The following is a 24,901-nucleotide window of genomic DNA, read 5'->3' as shown; positions in this document are numbered from 1 at the left end:
ATTCATACGATCGAAGTAGCGCCGGATTCGGTAAGAGTTGATCCGGCGACGAGCTTTGCGACATATCCGATCCCCTGCACCGTTTGCCCCCGAACATTGGACCGCGGATCCAGTAGGAGTGGCCGCGATATGAACCACATGGTGCCCGCCCGCTCATTCCGCAGGCATCGAACGCCGCCATTATGTGCAATTGAGGAGATTGGAGGCAATGGTGACAACGAGGGTTTCTCGATTCATGACCAATAGTAAGGAACCTTGTTAATATCTATGCCATGCGAGTCGTGTCTATAGAAAACGTGTTAATCGCGATGTGAGAAGCGCTTCCCCTCTCCGCCTACGTCACCGTCGGCGCAGGCCGCTGTCGACCAGGGCGGGGTGCTGCCACCCCTCGTCGTGCGCGTTCAAAGTCGTGCCGGGAGGGACGATCCGGTCGATCTCGTCCAGCACCTCGTCGGGCAGCTCCACTGACGTCGCGCCAAGCTGGCTGTCAAGGTGCTCCAAGGTGCGCGGGCCTATGATGACCGACGTGACCGCGGGGTGCCGGAGCGCGAAGGCCAGCGCCAGCTCGACAAGGGTGATCCCGGTCCGTTCGGCCAGAAGGGAGAGCTCCTCGACGGCCTCCAGCTTGCGCTGGTTGGCCTCCAGCTCCATGTCATACCTGCCGGGCACGACGAAGCTGCGCATGCTAAAGGGGATCTCCTGGTTCTTGCGGTACCTACCGGTGAGCCATCCGCCCGCCAGGGGGCTCCAGGTCAGGACGCCGACCCGGTGTTGCTGGCAGACCGGCAGCACGTCGCGCTCGATCCCGCGCGCGAGGATGGAGTACGGCGCTTGCTCCGCGGCGAAGCGCTCCCGGAAGCCGCGGGCGGCCACGAGCTGTGCTTCCACGATGAGGTGGGCGGGGAAGGTGGACGTGCCGAAGTACCTGATCTTGCCGGCGCGTACCAGGTCGGTGAGAGCGCCGAGGGTCTCATCGATATCTGTGGACGGGTCGGGCCGGTGGATCTGGTACAGATCGATCCAGTCGGTGCCGAGGCGGCGCAGGCTGTTGTCCACCTCCTGCGTGATCCAGCGGCGCGAGTTGCCGCGCATGTTGGGGTCGCTTCCCATCGGGAAGTGACACTTGGTGGCGAGCACAACGCGGTCCCTGACGCCCGCTTGGGCGAGGGCCTCGCCGACGATCTCCTCCGACTCGCCGGCGGAGTAGTTGTCCGACGTGTCGATGAAGTTGATGCCGGCCTCGAGGGCGCGGTGGATGATCTTGATCGAGTCGTCGTGATCGGGGTTGCCCCACGAGCCGAACATCATCGCACCCAGACACATGCGGCTCACCGTGACGCCCGTGCGGCCGAGCACTTCGTATTGCATTTATCTGTCTCCCTAAGGTTGGGGTTCAGGCAGGCCGCGGCGCGACTTCCGCGGCGCCGGAGCCGGAGCCCACCAGGCTCACAGGCCGAGCGGGGCGACCCGGTGCCACGCGCGTCGAGGGTGGGAGTGTGGCGCCGCGGAGGCGGCCTGAAGACACCCGTAGATAGCGGTCACCATTACTATCGATATTTTTGGATAGTAATGCTATCCACTATCATGCATGGAACACAAGAGGGCATCACTGGAAACCGGACAAGAGCGCTCAGGGCGGAGTGATCCCCACCTTTCTATGTCGTTCATCTCCGGCATGCGGGGCCGCGCCGCGGGGCGGCTGAGGTCCTCGGCTCCCACGCCGAGGCGTCGAGGGCGTCGTCGTCTGGACGGCGATGGGGGAGACCGTGCTCTCCTCGCTGCGCCGGCTGGCCCAGGAGGCCGTGTCAACCCGTGTGTTCGGTGAGTTCTTAACAGGTCCGGGGACGCATCGAAATCTGTGATGTCTCCGGGCGATCGCCGCCGGAGAGCCTCGTCGCGTAAAAGGACCCCGTCAGTCGGCGGGCGCGAGCACCACGCAGGCGGCGTCGGGCACCGCCAGCGGCGCGCCCCGCCGGTCGAGCAGGCCCGACTCGGGATCGACGGAGAGCGTGACGAGGGTCCCCGCCATCTGGTTGGCGACGTACATGACCGAGCCGGTGGGATCGAGCACGAGGTCCCACGGCATCGTGGTGAGCGAGTCGCCCGCGCGGTGCTCCCCGATGCGCTTCAGGACCGCGCCGCCCGCCGCCACCTCGAAGACGGCGACGCTCTCGTAGCCGCGGTTGGCCGCGTAGACGTACCGCCCGTCGGCCGAGATCGTGATCCCCGAGGGCGCGATCCAGCCGTCCGCCTCGTCCGGCACGGTACGGACCGTGCCGAGCGGCCACAGGGCGCCCGAGGTGTCGAAGCCGCAGACGCTGATGACGGGCTGGAGCTCGCATACGACGTAGACGTAGCGGCCGGACGGGTGGAAGACGAGGTGCCGGGGGCCGACCCCCTCGCCCAGGTGCGTCCTGCCGACCGGCGACAGCCCGCCGCTCCCGGCGTCGAACCGGTAGACGTGGACCTGGTCGTCGCCCTTGTCGGGCACGAGGACGAAGGCGCCGGTCCCGTCGGACACGGTCATGTGGGGATGGGGACCCGCCTGGTTGAGCGGGTCGGGGCCCTTGCCGGCGTGGCGCACCACTTCGACCGGCGGGCCGAGCAGCTCGTCGGGCCCCACGGGGAAGACCACCACCTCGCCCGAGTCGTGGTTGACCGCCAGCAGGTGCCGCCCCGAGGGGTGCAGGGACAGGTGCACGGTGCCGGCCCCCTGGGCAGACTGCTCACCCCGGTGCTCCAGCGAGCCGCGCCGTCCCACGCCGAGGACGTGCACGCGCCCGTCGGGTACGTTGGAGGCGACGTAGAGTGTCCGCCCGGTGGGCGAGAGCAGCAGGTGGAACGGGTTGGGGATGCCGGTGAACGAGCCGGTGAGCACCAGCTCGCCTGACGCGGGGTCGGACATCACGACGCGGACCCCTGTAGCAAGGGTCTCGGTCCAGGAGTATCCGCCGACGAACAGTCGCATTCTAGTGGGCCTTCCTCGTCGTTCCTGATCGGGTGGCTGGTCGTCAAGGGTGATCACGGCGCGCGGCCTGGGAGGACCTTCTCGCCGCAGTGCCGTACTGGAGCCCGGCGGCTGCCCGGCCACGCCCTCCACGACCCGGCTCGGTGGACGGGCTTGTGAACTGCGGGAGACGACATGGACAGTCATCCGTGGATGCCCTCTCGAATTCACGGACCGTCCCCGCCGACGACGCTTACCACGCGCCGGGTGGGCGGAACAGGGCAACGAATCGAAAGTGGTATCACGTTGCTTTTATCCTGCATTTATCGGCCTTTCAGCGGCGGTTCGAGGGCTACAAGGGCCATCTGGCCGAAGGCGGTGATAGTGAGATCGGCACCACGGTGAGTACGGCGAAAGGTGAGGGGCCCCGGGATCGCCGCGGCCCCTCTGTTTCTCCCCTCAAGTCCCGAGTAGGTGCCGCAGCTCGTCACAGAGCGGCCGCCACCCCTCGGGAGCCTTCTCGGCGTCGCGCTGGGAGAACGCGACGCTGGTCGCCACGTCGGCGAACAGTCGTAGATCCTCCGGCCGCGGTCTTCCGCTGCCCGGCGACGGCGAACGTGTCGAGCACCTCGTCGTCGATGAGCCCGCTCAGGGGAGGCCCTCACGAGGAGACTCCTCCTGTATTGCGGGCGGTGTGCTCCACATCGTCGATCCCATCATTCGGCGGAGCCCCCGGACCATGTCACCTAAGACATACGGCCGTGCCTCCTAAGGGTAATCGTCCTTTGCCTCGGTGGCCCGTCTTGAAATCATTCCACCGAATGCCGGATGAATTGTCGAAAGGCCTTCGCGAATGACACTGCTCGACGACAGGAAAGTCGTTGCCGAAGATCCGCCCACGTCGATGCGGGACCGGGTGGCCGAGCTGGACCGGATGCGCGAACGGCTGGCCGAGGGGCCGGGCGCGCGCGCCACCGAGCAGCAGCACGCCCAGGGGAAGCTCACCGCGCACGAGCGCCTGGAGATCCTGCTAGACCCGGGCTCGTTCACCGAGATCGAGGGCTTCCGCCGGCACCGGGCGACCGGGTTCGGCATGGAGCAGCGGCGGCCGTACGGCGACGGCGTCGTGACCGGCTGGGGGACGATTGACGGGCGTCAGGTGTTCGTCTACGCCCACGACTTCCGCCTGTTTGGCGGATCGCTGGGCGAGGCGCACGCGCAGAAGATCCACAAGGTGATGGACCTGGCCTACGCCGCGCGGGCGCCCCTGATCAGCCTGAACGACGGCGCGGGCGCCCGGATCCAGGAGGGCGTGACCGGCCTCGCGGGCTACGGCGGCATCTTCCAGCATGACCGTCCGGGCATCGGGCGTGATCCCCCAGATCAGCGTGATGCTCGGGCCGTGCGCCGGCGGGGCGTCCTACGCTCCGGCGCTCACCGACGTCGTGTTCATGGTGCGGGGCACCTCGCAGATGTTCATCACGGGTCCCGACGTAGTCGAGGCCGTGACCGGGGAGCGGATCACCCAGGACGGGCTCGGCGGCGCCGACGTGCACGCCACCCGCTCCGGCGTGGCGGCATTCGTCCACGACGACGAGGTGAGCTGCCTTGAGGACGTGCGCTACCTCGTCTCCCTGCTGCCGGCGAACAACCTGGAGAGCCCGCCGGTCGTGCCCACCCTGGACCCCGCCGACCGGCGCTGCGAGGCCCTGCTCGACATCGTGCCCGCCGAGCCCGGCAGGCCGTACGACATGCGCGAGGTCATCGGTGAGGTCGTCGACGACGGGGAGTACCTGGAGTTCGCCGAGCGGTGGGCGACCAACATCATCTGCGCGCTCGCCCGGCTCGACGGCCACGTCGTCGGCATCATCGCCAACCAGCCGCTGTCGATGGCGGGCGTGCTCGACATCCACGCCTCGGAAAAGGCGGCCCGCTTCGTGCAGATGTGCGACGCGTTCAACATCCCGCTGCTGACGTTCGTCGACGTGCCGGGCTTCCTGCCGGGCACCGACCAGGAGCACAGCGGGGTGATCCGGCACGGTGCGAAGCTCCTGCACGCCTACTGCGCCGCAAGCGTCCCGCGCATCCAGATGATCGTCCGCAAGGCGTACGGCGGCGCCTACATCGTCATGGACTCCCGCTCGATCGGCGCCGACCTGTCGTTCGCCTGGCCGACCAACGAGATCGCCGTCATGGGCGCGGACGCCGCCGCGAACGTCATCTTCCGCAAGGAGATCGCCGCCTCCGCCGACCCCGAGACCACCCGCGCCAAGCGGATCGGGGAGTACCGGGCCGAGCTCATGCACCCCTACTACGCCGTCGAGCGCGGCCTGGTGGACGACGTGATCGACCCGAGGGACACCAGGAAGGTGTTCGCCGGTGCCCTCGCCACGCTCCGGGGCAAGCAGGCCGTCCTGCCGCACCGCAAGCACGCCAACGCGCCCGCATGACGCCGGTGGCGGTCGTGCGGGGAGCGCCGACGGACGAGCAGCTCGCAGCGGTGCTCGCCGTCCTGACGGCGGCCGCGCGGGCACGGGAGCAACGGGAAGCGACGCCCCCGGCCACACCGCCCCGGTGGTCGGTGGAGACCGGATGGCGGCTGGAGAAGGAGACACGGTGCGCAAGGTTCTGAAGCCAACCGGGGAGAGGTCGCCGTACGGCTGGTCCGGGGCGGCCTGCCCGTCGCGATCAAGGCGGCGTTCGGCGGGGGCGGCCGGGGCCTGAAGGTCGCTAGGACACTGGAGGAGATCCCGGAGCTCTACGAGAGCGCCGTGCGGGAGGCGGTCACCGCCTTGGCCGGGGCGAGTGCTTCGCCGAGCGATACCTCGACCGGCCTCGCCACGTGGAGACCCAGTGCCTTGCCGACGAGTACGGCGAGGTGGTGGTGGTCTCGACGCGCGACTGCTCGCTGCAGCGCCGCCACCAGAAGCTCGTCGAGGAGGCCCCGGCGCCGTTCCTGACCGACGAGCAGCGCTCCGTGCTGTACGAGAGCTCCTAGGCCATCCTCCGCGAGGCCGGCTACGTGGGGGCGGGCACCTGCGAGTTTCTCGTCGCCGGTGACGGGCTGGTGTCGTTCCTCGAGGTCAACACCCGCCTGCAGGTGGAGCACCCGGTGAGCGAGGAGGTCACCGGGATCGACCTGGTCCGCGAGATGTTCCGGATCGCCGCAGGGGACAGGATCGGGTACGGGGACCCGGAGATACGCGGCCACTCCATCGAGTTCCGCGTCAACGGGGAGGACCCGGGCCGCGGCTTCCTGCCCGCTCCCGGCACCGTCACGCGCTGGCGGCCCCCCGCCGGCCCGGGTGTCCGCCTGGACGCCGGGGTCGTCGAGGGCACGGTGGTCGGCCAGACGTTCGACTCGCTGCTGGCCAAGCTGATCGTCACCGGGCGAGACCGGGACGAGGCGCTGGCCCGCGCCCGCCGGGCGCTCGCCGAGTTCGAGGTCGACGGGCTGCCGACCACGCTGCCGTTCCACCGGGCCGTCGTCAACGACCCGGCGTTCGCCTCCAGCCTGGAGGTCCACACGCAGTGGATCGAGACGGAGTTCGCCGGCGGCATCGAGCCGTTCGGGGGCGCCGTGGCGGAGCCGGAGCCGGGCGCGGGGACCGAGGCCTTTCGTCCTCGAGGTGGACGGCCGCCGGGTCCAGATCGTGATGCCGGCGGGCCTCGCGGCGCCCTCGCCACAGCGGGCCCTGACGGGGCCGCGGCACAGGGCCGCGAGGACCCGCGGCGCGCCCGCCGCCGAGGGCGCGGTCGTCAGCCCCATGAAGGGCACCATTGTGAAGATCGCCAAGGAGGACGGCGAGATGGCCGAGGAGGGGGAGTTGCTCTTCGTGCTCGAGGCCATGAAGATGGAGCAGCCGCTGTTCGCGCACCGCGCCGGCCGTGTCGCCGGTCTGGCCGTCCAGGTGGGCCAGGCCGTCGCCAACGGCGAGGTCCTGTGCACGCTCGACGCATAATCTGCGATGTCACGAGGGTGTAGCCCTTTCTCAGGGACTGCGTTCATCACAGGTCGCAGCCGCTCGTCGTGGGTGCCGGCCTTCGCCAACGGCCTCACGTAAGGGCGTTCAGGCGGGGGCGGGGGCGGGTCCGGACGCGCCGGGCGCCCGCGACGATAACTGCTGAGGCGGTCAGCGCCACGACCGCCACCAGTGCGGTGAAGGCGGCGACGGTGGTCGAGTCGGGGTAGATCAACGGCTGGCCCTTGAGCGCCTGCCAGGTGAGCAGCACGATCATCGCGCCGAATCCGGCGCCCGCCACCCTGACCAGGCCCAGGCGCACGCCCTCGTCGCCGAGGACGGGCAGCCTCACGCTCAGCGCCCGCAAGCCCACCAGCAGGAGAGGCACAGCCTGCATGGCGTGCAGCCCGACGAAGTGCGCCACGCGCAGGTCGCCACCCGTGGTGCTCCAGCCGAGGAGGGGCAGCCCCGGCCCGCCGTCGGGGACTCCGACGCTGTGCGCGCCGGAGATGCCACCGGCGTTGGAAGTGGATCCCACCATGAGATAGGCCTCTGCCATGCCCATTACGCACAGCACGAGCCCGAGGCGGAGCGCTGAGGTCGTGGGCCGGTCGCCGACTCGCTGCAGGAGCACCAGCCCGGTGACGGCGATGGTGAGCAGCCACAGGGCGGTCACCAGGACTCCCATGAGGCCGAAGATCGCCGCATCTTCCGAGGTGCTCACGTTGAAGTGGCTCTGCCGCCCCCGCGCCGCCTGGAAGGTGATGAGGCCGACCCCCACCATGCTGAGGCACGCGATCAGGTCGCCGAGCCGTTTGGCCAGGGCCGAGGCCTGGCTGAGCAGGGTCAGTAGCCAGGCCAGCGTCAGGGAGTAGACGCAGAACGAGACGGCGAACTTGAACGGCTTCAGCCAAACGGGCGCGCCGAGCAGAGTGCGATCATCGACGATCAGGCCGACGAGGCACACCACGGCGAGCACAGTGAGCGCACCGGAGAAGATCAGGAGCATCCGGTGCAGGCCGAGCACGCTGCGGAGAAGTGATCGCATGTGACCTCCTGTCATGGCTCTGTGTCCAGGGCTTCGCCCGGTGCGGCTGCGGTGGGACGGGGTTGGACGAGGCGGTGGCCAGCTTGCCCGCCTTGGACAGCAGGGTGGCGATCTGGCGGTTGCGGCATTTCCCGTAGGGCATGCCGGAGCAACGCGTGATCACCTGCGATAGGCACCCTGATGGGATCAGCTGGATTGGCTGCCATGCCGGTCCGGCGACAGGCGAGAATCTCGCCCGGACTGGGAAGTGCTCGGCTTTCAATTAGTTTCATCATATTCACCCGATAACGACAGAGCATTATTCGGACCTGAATGCCGAATCCTCATGTCAGCGGAATCGCCCCCGTAGATTTCCAGCCCCTAAACTTCCGCTGGAACCTGCCCGTTGTGCGGAGTCACCTCGCCTTCCCCCACGCCGTACCTGTTCCACAGCCGCGCCAGGCTCGGTGGCGACCACCAGGCCCACCGGCCCAAGAGCCGCATGGTCGCGGGCACCAGCAGGCTGCGGACGATGGTGGCGTCCACGACCACCGCGATGACCAGGCCGATCCCGGCCATCTTCATGAAGGCGATGCCGGAGATGGCGAAGCCGCCGACGACGACCACGACCAGGAGCGCCGCGCTCGTGATGATCTTTGCGGTGCGCTGCAGGCCGACCGCCACCGACTCGACGGGATCACCCGTCAGCACCCACTGCTCGCGGATCCGCGAGAGCAGAAAGACCTCGTAGTCCATGGCCAGGCCGAAGGCGATGGCCACGATCAGCACGGGGAAGTTCACGTCCACCGCGCCGATCGGGACGAACCCCAGCACCCCGGAGAGCCAGCCGTCCTGGAAGATCAGCTTGATGGCGCCGAAGGAGGCCGACAGCGACAGCAGGTTGAGCACCACGGACTTCAGCGGCAGCAGGACCGAGCCGAAGGCCAGGAAGAGCACCACGAAGGAGACCACCGCGACGAACAGCGCCATCCACGGCATCCGCGAAGTGACCATGTTGACGATGTCCACCCGCGAGGCGGGCATACCGGTGACCGAGCTCTTCGCGCCCGGCGGCGAGGCGACGGCACGCAGGTCCTCCACCATCCGGCGGGCCTCACGCGACATCGGGTCAAGCGAGTAGCTCAGCGTCACGCGCGCCTGCGTCCCCTGGACCCCGGTGACGCTCGCGCTGTTGACGCCCGCCACCGCGTCCAGCCGCTTGGCGTAGTCATCGAGCGCCGCGCGGCCGGGCGCCGACTCCACGACCACGGTCATCAGCTTGCCCGGGTCGGCGTCGAACCTGGCCGCCATCTGCTGGGTGACCACGCGGGCGTCGGCGGAGGCGGGCAGCACCCAATCGGCCGGCCGCGCCCAGTTGACACCGAGGAACGGCAGGCCGAGCCCCACGAGCAGGGCCACGATGCCGAGCGTGCTCACCAGCGGGCGTCGCATCACCGCGTGGGCGACCCGGTACCAGCGCCCCTGCTCGGGCGGCGCGGGAAGCACCTGTGCGCGGCGCGAGTTCAGCCGGTGACCGCCGAGGCGGAGTAGCGCGGGCAGCACGGTCAGCGAAGCAAGCACGGCCAGCAGCGTCACGCCGGCTCCCGCATAACCCATCGACAGCAGGAACCTGGAAGGGAAGAGGGTCAACCCGGCCAGCGAGATCGCCACGACCAGGCCGGAGAACATGATCGTACGCCCGGCCGCGGCCATGGTCCGCTGGACCGCCTCGTCCAGGGACTGGCCCCGGCCCAGCTCTTCCCGGAAGCGGGTGACCATGAGCAGCGCGTAGTCGATGGCCAGGCCCAGCCCCAGGATGGTGACCACCTGGATGGCGAAGGTGGAGATGTCGGCGAAGAACGTGACCACCCGCAGCACGGCGAGCGAGCCCAGCGCCGCGACGATGCCGATGATCAGGGGAAGAGTGGCGGCCAGCAGGCTCCGGAAGATGATCAATAGCAGGATCAGGAGGATCGGGATGGACAGCGCCTCGGCGAAGAGCAGATCCCGCATTGTCTGGCGGTTGACCTGGTCGGTCATCGAGGTGATGCCGCCGAAGCGGACGGTGAGCCCGTCCACCTTGAACTTGTTCTGGATCGCCCGGAGCATCAGCACGCGCTCCTGGTCGACGCTGGAATTCAGCTGCACCGTGACGTAGGTGGCATGCCGGTCCTTCGACACGAAGCTCTCGGAATGGGTGGACCAGAAGGAATCCAGCCGCACGACGTCGTCACGGGGCACGGAGGCGATCGCCCGCTGGACGGGCTCGGCGAACTTCGGATCGTCCACTGTCAGGGTGCCGCCCTCGTAGAGGACCACCACGTCGTTCGCGTACCGGCCGAGCGGCCCGGCCAGCAGATTGTCCGCATGGACGGACTCGCTGGCCGGATCGTCGAAGCCCGCACCACCGCCCAGTGCGCCGAAGACACCAGAGCCCCAGCCGCCCGCGCCGATCGCGAATATCAGGGCGCCTATCACGATCCAGAGGCGCCGTCGTACCACGAAGTTGCCCAGAGTGCTGAACATGAACCGCCCCTGTCTGTCAAGAGTAGAAAGTTCCGCTATCTATAATTACCGTAAGTACAACTATCCACTATCCATCTTCGGTACGCAACGGCCCCGGGAGGCTTCATGAGCTCACGCAGCGGCGGCGGCGCCACATTCCTGATCGCGGGAGTGGCGGCTTTCATGACCGCCCTGGACAACCTCGTCGTCACCACGGCGCTGCCCACGATTCAACGGCAGTTCCGAACCTCCCTTGAGGGCCTGGACTGGACGGTGAACTCCTACACCCTCACCTACGCGGTCTGCCTGCTCACCGCGGCAGTCCTCGGCGACCGTTTCGGGCGGCGGCGGGTCTTCGTGACCGGGCTGCTGGTGTTCACCGCCGCCTCGGCCACCGCAGCCTCGGCCGGCTCCGTCGGCATGCTGATCGCGGCCCGCGCTGTCCAGGGCATCGGTGCCGCGCTGATCTTTCCGCTCGCGCTCACCCTTGTCGTGACGGCGGTGTCGCCGGCCAAACGCGGCCTGGCGATCGCGGGCTTCGGCGGCATGAGCGGCCTTGGCATTGCGCTGGGCCCCTGGATCGGCGGGCTGGTGGTCGAGTACGGCGACTGGCAGTGGGTGTTCTGGATCAACGTGCCGATCGGGCTGGTGCTGGCGCCGCTGGCCGTACGGCTGCTGGGCCTGAGCAGGGGCCCGCACGACCGCCTGGACGTCCGAGGCACGTTGCTCGTCACGGCCGGACTGTTCGGCGTCGTCTACGGGCTGATCCGCAGCGTCCAGCTCGGCTGGCTGCACCCGCAGGTGGAGCTGTCCATCCTGGCAGGGTTCGCGGTTCTGGTCGCCTTCGTGTGGTGGGAGCAGCGCGCCGCCTTCCCCATCATCCCGCCGCGTCTGTTCCGCAGCCGCGGCTTCACTCTGTCCAACGCGCTCGCGCTACTGGTCCAGGGCGGTATGTTCGGCGCGGTCTTCCTGCTGACCCAGTTCCTGCAGAACGCCCTGGGCCACTCGCCGCTGCGGGCCGGTGCGATGACCCTGCCGTGGACCATGATGCCGCTGCTGGTCGCGCCCCTGGCGGGCGTGTTCGGTGATCGGATCGGGCCGCGACGGTTGCTGACGGCGGGGGCATTGCTCCAGGCCGCGGCGCTGGCCTGGTTCGCGCTGGTCTCCGCGAAGGACGTCGCGTACGGCATGCTGCTCCCCGGGATGGTGGTGGCCGGCATCGGCATGGGGCTGTTCTTCGCCCTGGCCGCCCGCGTGACCATGGACTTCGTCTCCACCGCCGAGGAGGGGCTGGCCTCCGGCGTCAACAACGCGATGCGGCAGTTCGGCGTGGTGCTGGGCGTGGCCGTGCTGTCGGCGGTCTTCGCTCGGACGGGGAGCTACGGCTCGCCGGAGCCCTTCGTGGCCGGTCTGCACCCGGCTCTGTGGGTCGGGACCGCGATCGTGCTGCTGGGCGCCGTCGCCGCGATGCTGGTGCCGCGTCCCGTCCACGTGACGGCCGGTGAACACGCGGAGGCGGCTCCGCTGACCCCCACGGTGAGTGGATAAACGTAAGCTCCGCTATCTATTCTTAGAGCGTTCGCCGGGTGATTCACTACGGAGAGGGAGGCAACGTGCGCATAGGTGAGCTCAGCGCGCAGAGCGGCGTGCCCATTCCCACGATCAAGTACTACGTCCGCGAAGGCCTGCTGCCCGCCGGTGAGCGCACCAAGTTCAACCAGGCGCAGTACGAGGCGACGCACCTGCGCCGGCTCAAGCTCGTCAAAGCGCTGGTGGAGGTCGGGGGGCTGTCCATCGCCGCGACCCGTGAAGTGCTGACCCTGATGGACGCACAGACGAGCGACCTGGCGCGCCTGGGCAAGGCCCAGTACGCCCTCACCACGCGCAAGGAGCACGAGCCGGACGAGGCGTGGGAGTGGGCCGACGAGCAGGTGGGCGAGCTCCTCGCCAAGCACGGCTGGCAGGTCTCGCCGCGCAACCCGGCACGGCTCCAACTGGCCGAGGCGCTGGCGACGCTGCACCGCCTCGGGCAGGACGACTACCTCGCCCTGCTCGACCGGTACGCCGACACGGCCGGACGGGTGGCCACGATGGACGTGGACGCGGTCCTGGCTCGCAGGAACCTGGACGGCATGGCCGAGGCGATCGTCATTTGGACGGCGATCGGCGACTCGGTGCTGATCTCGCTGCGCCGGCTGGCCCAGGAGGCCGAGACCGTCCGAAGGTTCGGCGAGACCGTCTTCGCGGCCGAAGCCGAGCAGCAGGCCTGAGGGATCAGCCGAAGCGCAGGAACGCGGCGTTCGGCACGTTTACGCCGCGGGCGGGGTCTCAGTCCAGGAGTGGCCGTCGACGAAACATGTGGATGCCCAAGCTCCCTCAGCTCAGTCTGACCATGGCACGCGGCCGCGCCAGAACCTTCTCTCCGGCGCACCGGACCGTGAGGTCGACCCGCACCCGGCCCTCGCCCAGCTTCTCCGCCACGATCCCGTCGGCCACGATCTCGACGCCCTCGTCCGTGTCGGGAACCGGCACGGCCGCGGCGAACCTGGCGCCGCACTCCAGCACCGCCTCGCGGCCCGCCCACTCGGTCACCGCCCGCAGGGCGACGCCGAGCGTGAGCATGCCGTGCGCGATGACGGTCGGCAGGCCTGCCTGGGCCGCCGCACGCTCGCTCCAGTGGATGGGGTTGAAGTCGCCCGACGCGCCCGCGTAGATGACCAGATCGCCACGACGCAGGACGTGGGTCAGCCGCGGCAGGCGGGTGCCGACGGCGACCTCCTCGTAACGCGGCTCAGCCATCGGATCTCGCGATCAGCGTGGAGATGCCGGTGCAGATCAGCTCACCCTCGGTGGTGCGCACTTCGCTGGTGAGGGCGAGCACATCCGTGCCGCCCACGTGGTCGACCTCGGCGACCGTGACGGTCACGGTCAGCTCGTCACCGGGCTCGATGGGCCGCCGGTGCTCGAAGCGCTGCTCCCGATGGAGCAGCCTGGCGGTGTCGAAGCGCAGCTCGGGGTCGAAGACGACGCGCAGCTCGGCCTGCATGGTGACCACGACCGCGAAGGTGGGCGGGGCCTGCGCTGCCTCACTGGAGTCGCCGATGGCCCGGGCGAATTCCCGGATCTTCTCACGGCTGACCAGGTATGGCTCGGTGGCCGGATAGACCCGGCCGGCCAGGGCGGTATCCAGGGGCATCGCGACCCTCCATGCGTGCGGGGATGTGGTGATCACTGGCGAATGTATTTCCGCGACCGGCCCGGCGGCATTCCCCTTTGGGGGTACGCGGTACCTCGGGAGAGGCATGCCATACCCCTTATGTGCCATGTAGGAATCCCGCCCCCAAATGGACAATTTACGATGTATCGGCATGCAAACTGGGAGGCGAAATGTTGACATTTTCCCTGCTAGGAGTTGTTCAGCTGAGCCAGGGGGACGAAAAATGGTTTCCGCGTGGACCAAAAGCCAGGCAGCTGTTGTCGCTGCTCCTGATGCGGCCCTCGCAGACGGTCAGCCTCGACACGCTCGTCGAAGAGTTGTGGGACGGTGGCCCGCCGCGCACCGCGGTGCAGACCATCCGCACGCACGTCTACCGTCTCCGCACCATGCTGGGACGGGAGGTGGGGCTGCCGGAAGCGGCCGATCTGCTGGTGACCGAGCCGACCGGTTACCTGCTGCGGGTGTCGGCCGACCAGGGTGACGTGGGAAGGTTCCGCCAGCTGATCGGCCAAGGGCGCGCACATCTCGAACAGGACGATCCGGCCGCGGCGGCCGGGGTCCTGCGCGAGGCCCTGGACCTGTGGCGAGGCTCGCCCCTGACGGACGTGCCGCTCGGCCCGGTCCTCGCGCAGCACGTCGCCTATCTGGAGGAGATACGCATCCGAGGGCTGGAGCTGTGGATCGACGCGGGCATGCGCCTGGGCCGGCATCGGGAGCTCATCGCCGACCTGCGTGAGCTGGTCGCCGCACACGCGCTGAACGAGTGGTTCCACGCCCGGCTGATCGAGGCACTGCACCGGTCGGGGCGCCGGGGGGACGCCCTGCACGCGGTGCAGAGCCTGCGCCGGGTGCTCCACGACGAATTGGGCGTGGAACCCTCCGACGAGGTGCGGCGGCTGCAGCTGGCCGTGCTGGCGCAGGCCAGCTAGCCTCCGCTCACCTGAGCACCACGATCACGCGGGGCATGACCAGCACCTTAGCCCCGTCGAGCCGCACGGCGAGGTTCACCCGCACCCTCGGCGGCTCCAGCTTCTCCGCCACCGTGGCCTCCAGGCTCAGCTCGACCCCGACGCCGTCATTGGGCACAGGCACCAGCCGGGGGAATCGCCCGCCGAAGTCGACCACGGCGCCGGGATCGCCCGCCCACTCGACGAGGTAGCCCAGGGCCAGGCCCATGGTCAGCATTCCCTGGGCGATGGGCCCGGGCAGGCCGAACTCGGTGGCCGTGCGATCATCCCAGTGGATGGGGTTGTAGTCGCGGGCGGCCCCGCCGTACCTGACCAGGTCCTTGCGTTGCACCTGGAAGGCGCGGCGGGGCAGCTGGAAACCCGGCTCCAGCAGCTCGTAGCGCGGCAGTGTGAGGCTCTGGACGCTCATGAACCCTCTTCGAAGACGACGAAGATCGACCGTCCGGTGCAGATATGGTCCCCGCCCCGGCCGGTCACCCGGCTCTCGTAGCTGACCACGTCACCCCGGGTCAGCCTCTCCACCGCGGCCAGGCGCACGGTCACGGTGATGACGTCGCCCGCGTGGATGGGGCGCTCGTAGGCGAAGCGCTGCTCGCGGTGGACGAAGCGGTCCTGGCCGTCCGCCCCGAGCTCGGGGTCGAGGACCGCCCGATATTCCGCGTCCAGCGTGACCACCATGGGGAAGCTCGGCGGCGCGATCACATCGGGGTAGCCCAGCGCCCGCGCCGCCTCCGGATCCAGGTAGGCCGCGTGCCCGTCACGCAGAGCCTGGGCGAACTCCTTGATCTTCTCCCTGCTGACCTCGTAGGGCTCGCTCGGGGGGTAGAGCTTGCCGACGCAGGATAGATTCAGCGCCACTCCCGCACCACCAGACAGCCGACGTTGCCGTCTTCGCCCATCGAGGTGACCAGCCCGATCCGCGGCTGCCGGGCCGGCTCACGCCACCGTGCGAGCAGGGCCGCCACCTGCATCGCGCCGCTGGCGCTGTAGAGCTCGCCCAGGACCTCGCCCACCTGAACCTGCGGGACGGGGCGGCCCAGCTCCTCCCCCACGGCCCATTCCTCCAGCTGGTCGCGGACCCAGTGGTTGGTCGCGCTCAGGCAGACGGCGTCGACCTCGCCAGGGCTCACGCCGCTGCGCTCGAGCGCGCGTTCGACGCAGTGCCGCAGCCCTTCGCCCTGCTCACGGGCCGTACCCAGACCCTGGTAGGCGACCTCGCAGGCCAGCAGTTCGGCCAGGGCGGTCCGGCCTGACGACCTGACAGCCTCCGCGTCCTCGACGAGGAAGAGCGCGCAGCCCTCGCCGATCGGCGCGTCCTCCGTCAGCGCCCCGGACAGGTGCCAGCCCCAGGCGGCGGCGGGCGACAGCTCCTCCACGCCGCCGACCAGGAGCCTGCTCGCCCTGCCCTGCTCGATCGCCGTGCGGGCGAACCGGATGGCGGCCAGGCTGGCGGCCTGGCCGCTGGACACGACGGAGTTGACGGCACGCAGCGAGTTGCGGATGGCGATCTGCCCGGTGCATGCGTTGGTCACCACGTTGGGGAAGTTGCCGGGATTGACCAGGTAGGGCTTTTTCTGCACGAGCGTGTCGATGCCGACCTCGACCATGCTGGTAAGGCTCCCGGTGTTGGTGGCGAGCACCACGCCGGTGTGGGCCCGTGCGTCCGCGTCGAGCTCCTCGCCGGCCCCCTCCAGGGCCAGCTTGCAGGCCACCAGCCCGAGCTTGGTCAAGCGGTCGACGTGCCGCAGCCCCTTGCGGCCCAGAAGCTCGGCGACCCCGAGGTCGGGGATCGCCCACAGCGGGCGCGGCGGGTAGCCGTCCGGCGACTCCTTCGGTTCGGCGGGGGTCTCCAGCCCGTGCCGCAGGGCCCGCTCGAGGGCCTCCAGCCCGAGCCCGGCGGGGGAGACGACGCCGCACGAGGTGATCGCCAGCGGCGTCTCGGTGAGAACGAGGCTCATCGCACCTTCCCGAAGATCGTCACGACGTTGTTCCCGCCGAAGGCCAGCCCCTGGTTCTGCGCCAGCTCCACAGTCGCCGGCCGCGCCGCGCCGGGGACCACGTCCAGCCCCTCGCCGAACGCGGGATCCAGCTTCTCGACGGTCGCCGTCGGAGGCAGGAACCCTTCCTCGATGGCCTTGCTGCAGGCGATCGCGCCGAACGCGCTGGCCGCGCCCATCGTGTGGCCGATCATCGACTTGATCGAGCTGATAGGCGGCACCTGCTCGCCGAACACCTCGCGCGCCGCCTTCACCTCGGTGACATCGTTGGTCGGGGTGCCCGTGCCGTGCGCGCAGATGTAGTCGATCTCCTCGGCACGCACTCCCGCGTATCGGTGGGCGATCCTGATGCACTCGGCGATGCTGTCGGCGTCCGGGTTGACCATGTGCTTGGCGTCGCAGTTGACGCCGTAGCCCAGGACCTCGGCGTAGATCCGCGCACCCCGCGCCACCGCGTGGTCGAGCGGCTCCAGCAGCAGCACCGCGCCGCCCTCGCCGGTGATGATGCCCGACCGGTTCGCATCGAACGGCCGGCAGACCTTCTCGGCCAGCGCGCCCAGGCGGTAGAAGCCCGCGTGACAGGCCCGGTTCACCGCGTCGGCGCCCCCGGCCAGCATGAAGTCCGCCCGCCCGGCACGCACGAGGTCGAAGGCGTATCCCAGCGCCATGTTGCTCGCCGAGCACGCCGTGGGGATCGTCTGGGAGTCGCCCGAAAGCCGGAGCTCGTAGCTGACCGCGTTCGCTATCTGGCTGACGGGCGTCATTCCCGGCAGCCGCGGATCGACGTTCTTCAGCCCGTTGGCGACCCACTGCTCCACCGTGGCCTGGAGCACCTGCGCCTCACCGGCGGTTGTGCCCATGATCGAGCCCGTCCGGTGCGTGGACAGCAGCTCGGGGTCGATGCCGGCGTCCCGTACGGCGAGCCGCGCGGCGGCCGCGGCGAACTGACCGCTGCGCCCCCAGTGCTCGGGGGCCAGTCGCTCGACGATGGCGGCGGGGTCGAAGTCGTGCACCTCCGCGGCGATGACCGCCGGGAACTCCGAGGCGTCGAAGCTCTCGATGGGCGAGAAGCCGGTGCGGCCCTCGCGTATCCCTTCGATGAACGCCTCGACCCCGATGCCGATGCAGCTCACCGCGCCGAGCCCGGTGATGACCACGCGGCGGGTCTCAGACACCGCTGGTCTTCCCCACGAGCTTGTCCATGACCTCGTACACGCCCTGCAGGTTCGGCATGTTGGGCAGCTCGTCCTGCGGGAGGATCAGCCCCAGCTCCTTCTCGATGCGAGCCAGGATCGTGATGAGGGAGAGGGAGTCGGCGTCGTATTCGTCGATGAAATGACCAGTCTCCGTCAGCTCGCCGGCCTCCAGTTCCAGCTCCTGCGAAATAATGTCGCGCACCTTTTCGCGAATATCCATCTGCTGATCCCTTCGCACGTGATGCCTGCCTGTGGCGCGACGTTAACCAGGCGAGCGGGAGACCGGCAAGGTGAGTTATCCGAAAGTGGTACGCGGCGGGCAGCTTTTATCTGCTTTCTATTTCCATTTCATCTGCGTGTGCCACAGTCGCCCTCGCTCCATTCCCCTTCAGTGGAGGTGATGATGACGGTAGAACTGGAAGTCGCTGATAATCCGGCGCGCATGGCTGAATTGAGTTTCACCCGCACCGTGGAGCGCGCACTGGTGCACCGGACCGCGGTCGCCGAGGTGTTCGTGACCGACGTGGTGCCGGCCGGGCCGCAGCGGCTGCTGGTGGCCGCACAGTTGCCGCTCAGCCACGGCTACTACAGCGACCATCTGGGCGGTCCGCCTCTGTTCGATCCGCTGCTGATCTTGGAGGCGAGCCGCCAGGCCGGGATAGCCGGTGGACATCTGCTGGGCTTCCCGCCCGACACGATCATGATGGTTGACAGGTTCGAGCTGGATTTGTCTGATATTTCCGCCTTGCGGATCGGCCACCTGCCCGGCGAGCTGCTCATCGACAGCCGCTTCGAGGTCACGCGCGTCCGGCGGGGCCGCGTGCGCCAGGGCGTGGTCCGCCAGGACCTGCGGCTCGGCGCCCGGCATGTCGGCACCCACCTGATGCAGGTCCAGATCGTCTCGCACGACGAGTTGGCGGCGTTGCGCACCGTCGTCCGCGGCACCCCCGCTCCCTCCACCCGCGACATGGCGGACGTCACCGACCCGCTCCAGGCGCCACCCGCCATGGTGGGGCGGGTCAACCCTCTCAACGTCGTGCTCGCTCAGGTCGAGCCCGGGGAGGCAACCGTGCAGGCGGTCGTCAAGCCTCGGTTCGGCAACCGGTCCCTGTTCGACCACCACTACGACCACCTGCCGGCCATGGCCCTGACCGAGGCGGCACGCCAGCTCGCTCTGGTGGCCTGCGGCGACACGGCAGCCTGGCCGGCGTCGGTGACGGGTGAGTTCCGCCGCTTCGCCGAGCTCGACCTGCCGGTCCACGCTTCTGCGCTCTGCACCGAGCTCGTCCCCGCCGCGCCCGCCTCGGCCGGAAAGGCCGGAAAGGCGGGCGATGCAGGAGATGGGGCCGACGCCGGTGCCGGAAACGCGGACGCGGCTCTCAATGGAGACGCGGCCCGAAGCGTCGACGGCTCCCGGAACGGCGATGGCGCTCCAAACAGCGACGAGGCCCGGCGGAGGCGCACCCGGGTGGCCGTCTCCTTCCTCCAGGACGGATCGCCGATCGCTGAGTCGACGCTGGTGATGGTGCAGCATGACTGAGCCGGTCGAGGCGATCTGGACGGATTTCGGCGGCGTCCTCACCCCACCCATCAGCCACACCCTGGCCACCTTCTGCGCCAAGCACGACCTCCCCATGGAGGCGGTGATCGACGCCGTGCTCAAGGTCACCGCGACCTACGGCACCGATGACATCATGCTGCCGATCGACACCCCCCTGGTGAGCGAGAGCGAATGGCTGGCTCAGATCGGGGAGGTCCTCCGCGCCGATCATGGGATCGAGCAGCGTCTGACGAGCCTGGCCGACGCGTGGTTCGACGGCCGCGAGGCGAACCTCGAGTGGGCCGAACACCTGCGCGCGCTCCGCGAGCAGGGCTTCTTCGTCGGCCTGCTCTCCAACATGGTGCCCGCGTGGGACGCCCACTGGCGTCGCATGATCGACCCCGCGGCGTACTTCGACGACGTGGTGCTCTCCTTCGAGGTCGGGCGCCGCAAACCCGACAGAGAGATCTTCGACCTGGCCGTCCGGCGCTCCGGAATCCCCGCCGCCCGTTCGGTCTTCATCGACGACCTGGCCAAGAACTGCGAGGGCGCCGTGGCCGCCGGATGGCGCGCCGTCCCGTTCACCGACACCGCCCAGGCGATCGCCGCGCTGGGCGAGTACCTGAGAGTGAGGACTCCGTGAGCCGTTCCGTCCTGGTCACCGGAGGCAACCGCGGCATCGGACTGGCCATCGCCCGCGCCTTCGCCGATGCCGGCGACAAGGTCGCCGTCACCTACCGTTCGGGGGAGCCCCCCGCGGGATTGTTCGGAGTGCGGTGCGACGTGACCGACAGCGCCTCGGTCGAGGCGGCCGTCGACGAGGTGCGCGCTCAGCACGGCCCCGTCCAGGTCCTGGTCGCCAATGCGGGCACCACCAGGGACAACCTGTTCATGGCGATGAAGGAGCGGGACTTCGCCGAGGTCGTGGACACCAACCTGCTCGGGGCCATGCGGGTGGCCCGGGCGACCGTCACCGACATGGTCAAGGCCAGGTGGGGGCGGATGATCTTCATTGGCTCCACCACGGCCTTCTGGGGCTCGCCCGGCGTGACGAACTATGCCGCCTCCAAGGCGGCCCTCGTGGGCTTCGCCCGCTCTCTCGCCTGGGAGCTGGGCCCGCGCAAGGTCACCGTGAACGTGGTCATGCCAGGCCTCATCGAAACCGACATGGTGGCGGGCCTCAGCGAGGAGCACCGCGCCTACCTGCACAGCATCACCGCGTTGCGCAGGTCGGGGACGCCCGAGGAGGTGGCGCCAACCGTACGTTTCCTGGCCTCGGACGGAGCCTCGTTCATCACCGGCGCCGCGATCCCGATCAGCGGCGGATCCGGCCTGGGCCACTGAACCGGCAACCGAACCGCAAAAGAGAGGAACTGATCATGGCTGACGAAGTGGAAGAGATGCTGGCTTCGGTGCAGGCCCCGCCGCCCGGGGCGTCGCAGGAGCTGGTCGAGGTGGCCATCGGCATCGCCAAGGTGTTCGGCGAGCTGGACGAGGAGGCGGCCAGGAAGTTCGTGGCGCCGGATTTCGTGGATCACGAGGCCTCGCCGGGCGTGGGCGGCGGCCCGGAGGGGTACCTGGCGACGGCCCGCTACATGCGCCGCGCCTTCTCCGAGGCGAGGTGGCAGGTGGACGACTTCATCGCAGAAGGCGACAAGTTCGTCTGCCGGGTGACCTTCAGCGGCCGGCACACGGGTGACTTCCTCGGCGTGGCGCCGACGGGCCAGGAGGTGCAGGTCCAGCACCTGCACTTCTATCGGATCGCCAACGGGCAGGCGGTCGAGCACTGGGGCGCGCGGGACGAGCTCACTCTGTTGCGACAGATCGGGGTGTTCACCCCCGAGAACCGCACGCCCGCCGACGCTGCCGCGGCCGAGGGGCTGTGATGAGGAGGACGATGAGGTGGCGCACGGCCGTCGCCGCGGTCACGGCCCTGGTCCTGGGCGCGAGCACGGCTCCCACCGAGGCCGCGGCCTCGGGCGAGACCTTCGGATCACCGCTGGACTGGCGGATGGGCGGCCACGATTACCTCAACACCAAGTCCAATCCCCTGGAGTGGCGCATCCGCCCGGGCAACGCCGACCGGCTTGCCGTCAAATGGACCTTCACCGCCGCCGGTGACACCTCCGCGATCCCGACCGTGGTCGGCGGCGCCGTCTACGTGCCCGACTGGGGCGGCTCCTTCTCCAAGCTCGACGCCGCGACCGGCAGGGTGATCTGGCAGCGCAAGGTGTCGGACTGGAACGGCATCCCCGGCAGCATCGTCCGGGCCAGCCCGGCCTACTCGGGCGGCCGGCTGTACTTCGGCGACCAGAACGGCCCCAGAGGCGGTGTGGGCGCGCACCTGATGGCCGTGGACGCCGCGACGGGGGACCTGATCTGGAAGACCACCCTGGACGAGCACTTCGCGGCCGTGCTCACCGGCTCGCCCGTGATCTTCGACGGGGTCGTCTACCAGGGTGTCTCCTCCAAGGAGGCCGCGGTGGCCGGCCTGCCCGGCTATCCCTGCTGCACCTTCCGCGGCAGCGTCAACGCCGTGGACGCCTCGACGGGCCGCGTGCTTTGGAAGACCTACACCGTGCCCGACAACGGCGGCAAGCCGGGCGGCTTCAGCGGCGGCGGGGTGTGGGGTACCTCCCCGGTCATCGACATCGTCCACCGCACCGTTATCGTCGGGGCCGGCCAGAACCTGACCGTGCCGCTGAGCGTCACCCAGTGCCAGACGGCCGGCGGCACGCCCGAACAGTGCCTGCCCGACGACAACCACATCGACCAGTTGCTCGCGCTGGACCTGCGCACCGGGGCGATCAAATGGACGGCCGGCGACAAGGAGTTCGACGCCTGGACCGTCGCCTGCGAGCCCGGTTTCCCGCCGGAGAACTGCCCGCCGAACCACGGTGGGGACTTCGACTTCGGCGAGGGCGGCCACCTGTTCACCATTCCCGGCGCCAACGGCCTGCCCCGCCTGGTGGTCGGCGCGGGTCAGAAGAGCGGAGAGTACTGGCTGCTCGACGCCGGGACTGGGGACACCGTCTGGAAGACACAGGTGGGGCCCGGCGGGGTGCACGGCGGCATCGAATGGGGCAGCGCCACCGACGGGCGCCGGATCTACGTCAGCAACGCCAACACCAATCACGTGGCCCACACGCTTCCAGACGGGACGGTCACGACCAACGGCATCTTCTTCGCCCTTGACGCGGTCACCGGCAGGATCCTGTGGGAACGCGCCGATCCGTCCAACGCCGAGACCATGGGCGCGGTGACCACGGCCAATGGGGTCATGTTCGCCGGTTCGATGAGCGGCCACATGTACGCCATCGACGGCGCCACCGGCAGGATCCTGTGGGACTTCCTCGGCGAGGGGTCCTCGAACGCGGGACCGGCCATCGTCAACGGCACGCTCTACTGGGGCAACGGGTACAACAACCGGTTCATCCAGGGCAAGGGCAGCAGGACGTTCTACGCCTTCTCGGTCGACGCGCGATGAGACCCCTGTCACTGGTCGTCGCGGCCTTCCTGATCACGGCACTGCTGCCTGCCGGGCAGGCTCTCGCCGACCCGTCTCCCGGCCGGGTGCTGAAGGCGCACGACGTCGTGGGCGTGGGCGGGCGTAGCGGGCCGAGAGCCGGTAGTCGAACAGCTTCTCGGTGATAACGGCGTACGGCTGTACAGCTGGGGCTCGAGCGGCACCAGCCCGATCACGCCCAAGCGGGGCTGCGATCCGATCGCCCGGCCCGACGGGTCCTCCGCCGGCATCGCGGCGCTGGCCGCCCGCCAGGTCCTGCCTGGCGGGCGACCCTGCCTGGACTTCGCCCGCGGCACCCGGCCGAGGCTCCCCGGCGACGACCCGGGGCTGGTCTTCCTGCCTTTCGCCGGCGACGGGGTGACGTGGGCGGCCAACGAAGTCACCAACGCGCCGGCGTCACTGACGCCGGCGCAGTTGGCGGCCATCTACGAGTGCCGGGTCACCACCTGGGAGCAGGTGGGGGGAACGGGAAAGGGCCCGATCCAGCCCATGCTCCCCCAGGTCGGCCCGGGCATCCGCACGTTCCTGCGGCTGGCGTTGGGCGTGTCGGAGATCGGCTCCTGCGTCTATCAGGGAGTCAACCAGGATGACGGCACGGATCCCCGGATCGACGGCAATCCGGACGCGCTGGTGTTCTACTCGATCGGGAAGTACCTGGCGCAGACGGAGTACCACCACGACGACGTGCACGGCTCACTGGCGCTCCAGGCGATCTCGGAGCTGGAGCCCACGGTCGTGAATCCGGAGAGCGGCCGGCGTGAGATCAACGCCGGCCAGGTCGCCGCGGTGCCTTCCTTCCCCGGTGCCTTCCTCACGCGACAGTTCGTCGTGGTCAAGCGTGACGCGGCGGGCCGCCTGCCGTACCGCCAGACGCGCCTCTCCGTGGGGCCCCACAGCTGGCTCTGCCACGATCCCGGAGCCCGGGAAGAGGTCGCGGACCACGGCTTCCTGCCGTTGCCGGAGGGGGGTATGCGGCGTACCGGAGGAGCCATGCGCAGCCCATTTCAAAAGCATCACTATCGATACCCGGTTCGGCGGCTTCACCGCGATGATCGATCAAGTCAACACCCGGTCCACCCGCGACATCGTGCGGGCCGAGATGATCGCGATGCCGGTCCGGCTGATCCTGCTGGTGTTCGTCTTCCGCAGCGCCGTCGCCGCGGCACTTCCGCTGGTGGTCGGTGTGGTCGCGGCCGTCGGGTCACTCGCGGTGCTGCGGGTGGTGAGCTCCTTCGCCGACCTGTACACCTTCGCCGTCCAGGTGGTGACCATCCTCGGCCTCGGGCTGGCCATCGACTACGGGCTGCTCATCGTCAACCGCTTCCGGGAGGAACTGGCCAAGTGCCTGCCGGCCGACGATGCCGTGGAGCGGACGATGGCCACGGCTGGCCGGACGATCGCCTTCTCCGGCGCGAAGGTCGCCATCTGCTTCCTCGGCCTGACGGTGTTCCCGTCCCGGTTCAACCTGCTCTCGCTGTCGGCGTCGTTCGGGGCGATCAGCTGATCTTCCAGGACGGCTGGTTCTCTGGCGTGCTGGGGTTTGTCCCCGTGGGCGCGATCGACGTGAACTTCCCCGTTTTCATGTTGGCCGTCGCCTTCGCCCTGTCCATGGATTACGAGGTGTTCCTCCTGTCGCGGATACGCGAGGAGTGGGACCGCGGCGGCGACGCGGTGCAGGCGGTGGCGCTCGGCGTGCAGCGTACGGCGATGATCCATCACCAGCGCGGCGCTGCTGCTCATCGTGGTCGTAGGCGGGTTCGTCGGCTCCCAGATCACGCTCATGAAGATGATCGGCATCGGGCTGGTGATCGCGATCGTGGTCGACGTCACCGTCGTGCGCGCCCTACTCGTCCCGGCCACGATGCGGCTGCTGGGACGGCGGGCGTGGTGGTCGCCCGCGCCGCTGGCCCGATGGTGGGAGCGGCGCCGGCTCGGTGAGCGCGCGGACCTGCCGGAGTTCTTCCCGCCGGCGGCGGTGCCGTCCGAGAAGTGAGCAGTACGGCAGGCAGATGAGAA

The 24,901-nt window shown here is 69.2% G+C and carries 24 protein-coding genes and 4 pseudogenes; 16 read left to right on the top strand and 12 right to left on the bottom strand.

All coding sequences use genetic code 11. The annotated features are described in order from the left end of the window. Positions 1–339: 339 nt before the first annotated feature. Both N5079_RS09925 and N5079_RS09920 read right to left on the bottom strand, forming a co-directional pair. Positions 340–1,368 carry an aldo/keto reductase gene (locus N5079_RS09925; protein WP_261583309.1) on the bottom strand — a complete coding sequence of 343 codons (1,029 nt, stop codon included), beginning with the start codon at positions 1,366–1,368 and terminating at the stop codon, positions 340–342. A gap of 544 nt (positions 1,369–1,912) precedes the next feature. Further along, positions 1,913–2,968: a lactonase family protein gene (locus N5079_RS09920; RefSeq protein WP_261583308.1), complete on the bottom strand. Its 1,056-nt coding sequence runs from the start codon at positions 2,966–2,968 to the stop codon at positions 1,913–1,915. A gap of 913 nt (positions 2,969–3,881) precedes the next feature. On the opposite strand from N5079_RS09920, the pseudogene N5079_RS09915 reads away from it, so the two are divergent. The 3 genes and pseudogenes from N5079_RS09915 to N5079_RS09905 form a co-directional block, all read left to right on the top strand. Next, positions 3,882–5,397, top strand: a pseudogene (locus tag N5079_RS09915) (acyl-CoA carboxylase subunit beta). Then, complete coding sequence (locus tag N5079_RS09910; RefSeq protein WP_261583307.1) at positions 5,394–5,579, top strand: acyl-CoA carboxylase epsilon subunit; 186 nt, start codon at positions 5,394–5,396, stop codon at positions 5,577–5,579. The pseudogene N5079_RS09915 and the gene N5079_RS09910 overlap by 4 nt, the downstream one beginning before the upstream one ends. A gap of 13 nt (positions 5,580–5,592) precedes the next feature. Next, a pseudogene (locus N5079_RS09905) lies at positions 5,593–6,909 on the top strand (biotin/lipoyl-containing protein); the annotation flags it as partial. Between the two features lie 94 nt (positions 6,910–7,003). Here the strand turns inward: N5079_RS09905 and N5079_RS09900 are convergent. Both N5079_RS09900 and N5079_RS09895 read right to left on the bottom strand, forming a co-directional pair. After that, complete coding sequence (locus tag N5079_RS09900; RefSeq protein WP_261583306.1) at positions 7,004–7,957, bottom strand: hypothetical protein; 954 nt, start codon at positions 7,955–7,957, stop codon at positions 7,004–7,006. 360 nt (positions 7,958–8,317) lie between these two features. After that, entirely contained in the window at positions 8,318–10,462 is a 2,145-nt protein-coding gene (locus N5079_RS09895) for an MMPL family transporter (protein ID WP_261583305.1), read from the bottom strand. Between the two features lie 105 nt (positions 10,463–10,567). Here N5079_RS09895 and N5079_RS09890 point away from each other — a divergent pair, with 105 nt between their 5' ends. Together N5079_RS09890 and N5079_RS09885 are read left to right on the top strand one after the other, a co-directional pair. Beyond that, positions 10,568–11,989, top strand: coding sequence for an MFS transporter (locus tag N5079_RS09890; protein ID WP_261583304.1), 1,422 nt, complete (start codon positions 10,568–10,570; stop codon positions 11,987–11,989). A 65-nt stretch (positions 11,990–12,054) separates the two neighbouring features. Further along, entirely contained in the window at positions 12,055–12,711 is a 657-nt protein-coding gene (locus N5079_RS09885) for a MerR family transcriptional regulator (RefSeq protein WP_261583303.1), read from the top strand. A gap of 106 nt (positions 12,712–12,817) precedes the next feature. On the opposite strand, the gene N5079_RS09880 is transcribed toward N5079_RS09885, so the two are convergent. Both N5079_RS09880 and N5079_RS09875 read right to left on the bottom strand, forming a co-directional pair. Beyond that, positions 12,818–13,240: a MaoC/PaaZ C-terminal domain-containing protein gene (locus tag N5079_RS09880; protein WP_261583302.1), complete on the bottom strand. Its 423-nt coding sequence runs from the start codon at positions 13,238–13,240 to the stop codon at positions 12,818–12,820. Beyond that, the gene (locus N5079_RS09875) at positions 13,233–13,637 is read right to left on the bottom strand and encodes a MaoC family dehydratase N-terminal domain-containing protein (RefSeq protein WP_261583301.1); all 405 of its coding nucleotides are present in this window, start codon (positions 13,635–13,637) and stop codon (positions 13,233–13,235) included. Before N5079_RS09875 ends, N5079_RS09880 begins: the two co-directional genes overlap by 8 nt. Positions 13,638–13,828: 191 nt before the next feature. On the opposite strand from N5079_RS09875, the gene N5079_RS09870 reads away from it, so the two are divergent. Continuing rightward, the gene (locus N5079_RS09870; protein WP_261583300.1) at positions 13,829–14,587 is read left to right on the top strand and encodes an AfsR/SARP family transcriptional regulator; all 759 of its coding nucleotides are present in this window, start codon (positions 13,829–13,831) and stop codon (positions 14,585–14,587) included. 7 nt (positions 14,588–14,594) lie between these two features. Here the strand turns inward: N5079_RS09870 and N5079_RS09865 are convergent, their stop codons facing one another. Genes N5079_RS09865 through N5079_RS09845 form a run of 5 tightly spaced genes read right to left on the bottom strand, consistent with a single transcriptional unit; the run spans position 14,595 to position 18,039 of the window. After that, positions 14,595–15,035 (bottom strand): MaoC/PaaZ C-terminal domain-containing protein, encoded by a 441-nt coding sequence (locus N5079_RS09865; RefSeq protein WP_261583299.1) that lies wholly within the window; start codon positions 15,033–15,035, stop codon positions 14,595–14,597. Continuing rightward, positions 15,032–15,484: a MaoC family dehydratase N-terminal domain-containing protein gene (locus N5079_RS09860; protein ID WP_261583298.1), complete on the bottom strand. Its 453-nt coding sequence runs from the start codon at positions 15,482–15,484 to the stop codon at positions 15,032–15,034. The genes N5079_RS09865 and N5079_RS09860 overlap by 4 nt, the downstream gene beginning before the upstream one ends. Continuing rightward, complete coding sequence (locus N5079_RS09855) at positions 15,475–16,584, bottom strand: beta-ketoacyl synthase N-terminal-like domain-containing protein (protein WP_261583297.1); 1,110 nt, start codon at positions 16,582–16,584, stop codon at positions 15,475–15,477. The genes N5079_RS09860 and N5079_RS09855 overlap by 10 nt, the downstream gene beginning before the upstream one ends. Further along, the gene (locus N5079_RS09850) at positions 16,581–17,798 is read right to left on the bottom strand and encodes a beta-ketoacyl-[acyl-carrier-protein] synthase family protein (protein ID WP_261583296.1); all 1,218 of its coding nucleotides are present in this window, start codon (positions 17,796–17,798) and stop codon (positions 16,581–16,583) included. The genes N5079_RS09855 and N5079_RS09850 overlap by 4 nt, the downstream gene beginning before the upstream one ends. After that, a complete protein-coding gene (locus tag N5079_RS09845) occupies positions 17,791–18,039 on the bottom strand; it encodes an acyl carrier protein (protein WP_261583295.1) in 249 nt (82 codons plus the stop codon). Before N5079_RS09845 ends, N5079_RS09850 begins: the two co-directional genes overlap by 8 nt. Positions 18,040–18,219: 180 nt before the next feature. Between N5079_RS09845 and N5079_RS09840 the strand changes: the two genes are divergently transcribed. The 7 genes and pseudogenes from N5079_RS09840 to N5079_RS35505 all read left to right on the top strand — a co-directional run. Then, a complete protein-coding gene (locus tag N5079_RS09840; RefSeq protein WP_261583481.1) occupies positions 18,220–19,359 on the top strand; it encodes an AfsA-related hotdog domain-containing protein in 1,140 nt (379 codons plus the stop codon). Further along, positions 19,352–20,002, top strand: coding sequence for an HAD family hydrolase (locus tag N5079_RS09835; RefSeq protein ID WP_261583294.1), 651 nt, complete (start codon positions 19,352–19,354; stop codon positions 20,000–20,002). Before N5079_RS09840 ends, N5079_RS09835 begins: the two co-directional genes overlap by 8 nt. Continuing rightward, positions 19,999–20,703 carry an SDR family oxidoreductase gene (locus tag N5079_RS09830; RefSeq protein WP_261583293.1) on the top strand — a complete coding sequence of 235 codons (705 nt, stop codon included), beginning with the start codon at positions 19,999–20,001 and terminating at the stop codon, positions 20,701–20,703. Before N5079_RS09835 ends, N5079_RS09830 begins: the two co-directional genes overlap by 4 nt. Positions 20,704–20,738: 35 nt before the next feature. Then, positions 20,739–21,245, top strand: a complete 507-nt coding sequence (locus N5079_RS09825) for an ester cyclase (RefSeq protein WP_261583292.1) — start codon at positions 20,739–20,741, stop codon at positions 21,243–21,245. A gap of 11 nt (positions 21,246–21,256) precedes the next feature. Next, a complete protein-coding gene (locus tag N5079_RS09820; RefSeq protein ID WP_261583291.1) occupies positions 21,257–22,846 on the top strand; it encodes a PQQ-binding-like beta-propeller repeat protein in 1,590 nt (529 codons plus the stop codon). Continuing rightward, a complete protein-coding gene (locus N5079_RS09815; protein ID WP_261583290.1) occupies positions 22,843–23,010 on the top strand; it encodes a hypothetical protein in 168 nt (55 codons plus the stop codon). The genes N5079_RS09820 and N5079_RS09815 overlap by 4 nt, the downstream gene beginning before the upstream one ends. Positions 23,011–23,023: 13 nt before the next feature. After that, positions 23,024–23,518: pseudogene (locus N5079_RS35505) on the top strand (substrate-binding domain-containing protein); the annotation flags it as partial. 2 nt (positions 23,519–23,520) lie between these two features. On the opposite strand, the gene N5079_RS09810 reads toward N5079_RS35505, so the two are convergent. Further along, positions 23,521–23,700 carry a hypothetical protein gene (locus tag N5079_RS09810; RefSeq protein ID WP_261583289.1) on the bottom strand — a complete coding sequence of 60 codons (180 nt, stop codon included), beginning with the start codon at positions 23,698–23,700 and terminating at the stop codon, positions 23,521–23,523. Between N5079_RS09810 and N5079_RS09805 the strand changes: the two genes are divergently transcribed. From N5079_RS09805 to N5079_RS09800, 3 genes and pseudogenes are all read left to right on the top strand, one after another. After that, a complete protein-coding gene (locus N5079_RS09805; protein WP_315967809.1) occupies positions 23,643–24,389 on the top strand; it encodes an MMPL family transporter in 747 nt (248 codons plus the stop codon). The two genes, N5079_RS09810 and N5079_RS09805, sit on opposite strands and share 58 nt — an antisense overlap. A gap of 26 nt (positions 24,390–24,415) precedes the next feature. Next, positions 24,416–24,580: pseudogene (locus tag N5079_RS35500) on the top strand (MMPL family transporter); the annotation flags it as partial. A gap of 19 nt (positions 24,581–24,599) precedes the next feature. Next, positions 24,600–24,878: an MMPL family transporter gene (locus N5079_RS09800; RefSeq protein WP_261583480.1), complete on the top strand. Its 279-nt coding sequence runs from the start codon at positions 24,600–24,602 to the stop codon at positions 24,876–24,878. Positions 24,879–24,901 lie beyond the last annotated feature (23 nt).

Origin of the sequence: Planotetraspora sp. A-T 1434, assembly GCF_025420585.1 — a bacterium.
Taxonomy (GTDB): Bacteria; Actinomycetota; Actinomycetes; order Streptosporangiales; family Streptosporangiaceae; genus JAOEGB01.
The sequence above is the reverse complement of the archived record's forward strand: the minus strand, read 5'-3'. Positions and strand labels throughout refer to the sequence as shown.

Excerpts from the sequence above, each read along its gene's own strand:
- N5079_RS09855 (WP_261583297.1), bottom strand. The coding sequence starts at position 16,584 with ATGAGCCTCGTTCTCACCGAGACGCCGCTGGCGATCACCTCGTGCGGC.
- N5079_RS09815 (WP_261583290.1), top strand. The coding sequence starts at position 22,843 with ATGAGACCCCTGTCACTGGTCGTCGCGGCCTTCCTGATCACGGCACTG.
- N5079_RS09900 (WP_261583306.1), bottom strand. The coding sequence starts at position 7,957 with ATGCGATCACTTCTCCGCAGCGTGCTCGGCCTGCACCGGATGCTCCTG.
- N5079_RS09895 (WP_261583305.1), bottom strand. The coding sequence starts at position 10,462 with ATGTTCAGCACTCTGGGCAACTTCGTGGTACGACGGCGCCTCTGGATC.
- N5079_RS09910 (WP_261583307.1), top strand. The coding sequence starts at position 5,394 with ATGACGCCGGTGGCGGTCGTGCGGGGAGCGCCGACGGACGAGCAGCTC.
- N5079_RS09845 (WP_261583295.1), bottom strand. The coding sequence starts at position 18,039 with ATGGATATTCGCGAAAAGGTGCGCGACATTATTTCGCAGGAGCTGGAA.
- N5079_RS09920 (WP_261583308.1), bottom strand. The coding sequence starts at position 2,968 with ATGCGACTGTTCGTCGGCGGATACTCCTGGACCGAGACCCTTGCTACA.
- N5079_RS09870 (WP_261583300.1), top strand. The coding sequence starts at position 13,829 with ATGTTGACATTTTCCCTGCTAGGAGTTGTTCAGCTGAGCCAGGGGGAC.
- N5079_RS09925 (WP_261583309.1), bottom strand. The coding sequence starts at position 1,368 with ATGCAATACGAAGTGCTCGGCCGCACGGGCGTCACGGTGAGCCGCATG.
- N5079_RS09840 (WP_261583481.1), top strand. The coding sequence starts at position 18,220 with ATGATGACGGTAGAACTGGAAGTCGCTGATAATCCGGCGCGCATGGCT.
- N5079_RS09875 (WP_261583301.1), bottom strand. The coding sequence starts at position 13,637 with ATGCCCCTGGATACCGCCCTGGCCGGCCGGGTCTATCCGGCCACCGAG.
- N5079_RS09880 (WP_261583302.1), bottom strand. The coding sequence starts at position 13,240 with ATGGCTGAGCCGCGTTACGAGGAGGTCGCCGTCGGCACCCGCCTGCCG.
- N5079_RS09865 (WP_261583299.1), bottom strand. The coding sequence starts at position 15,035 with ATGAGCGTCCAGAGCCTCACACTGCCGCGCTACGAGCTGCTGGAGCCG.
- N5079_RS09835 (WP_261583294.1), top strand. The coding sequence starts at position 19,352 with ATGACTGAGCCGGTCGAGGCGATCTGGACGGATTTCGGCGGCGTCCTC.
- N5079_RS09820 (WP_261583291.1), top strand. The coding sequence starts at position 21,257 with ATGAGGTGGCGCACGGCCGTCGCCGCGGTCACGGCCCTGGTCCTGGGC.
- N5079_RS09825 (WP_261583292.1), top strand. The coding sequence starts at position 20,739 with ATGGCTGACGAAGTGGAAGAGATGCTGGCTTCGGTGCAGGCCCCGCCG.
- N5079_RS09890 (WP_261583304.1), top strand. The coding sequence starts at position 10,568 with ATGAGCTCACGCAGCGGCGGCGGCGCCACATTCCTGATCGCGGGAGTG.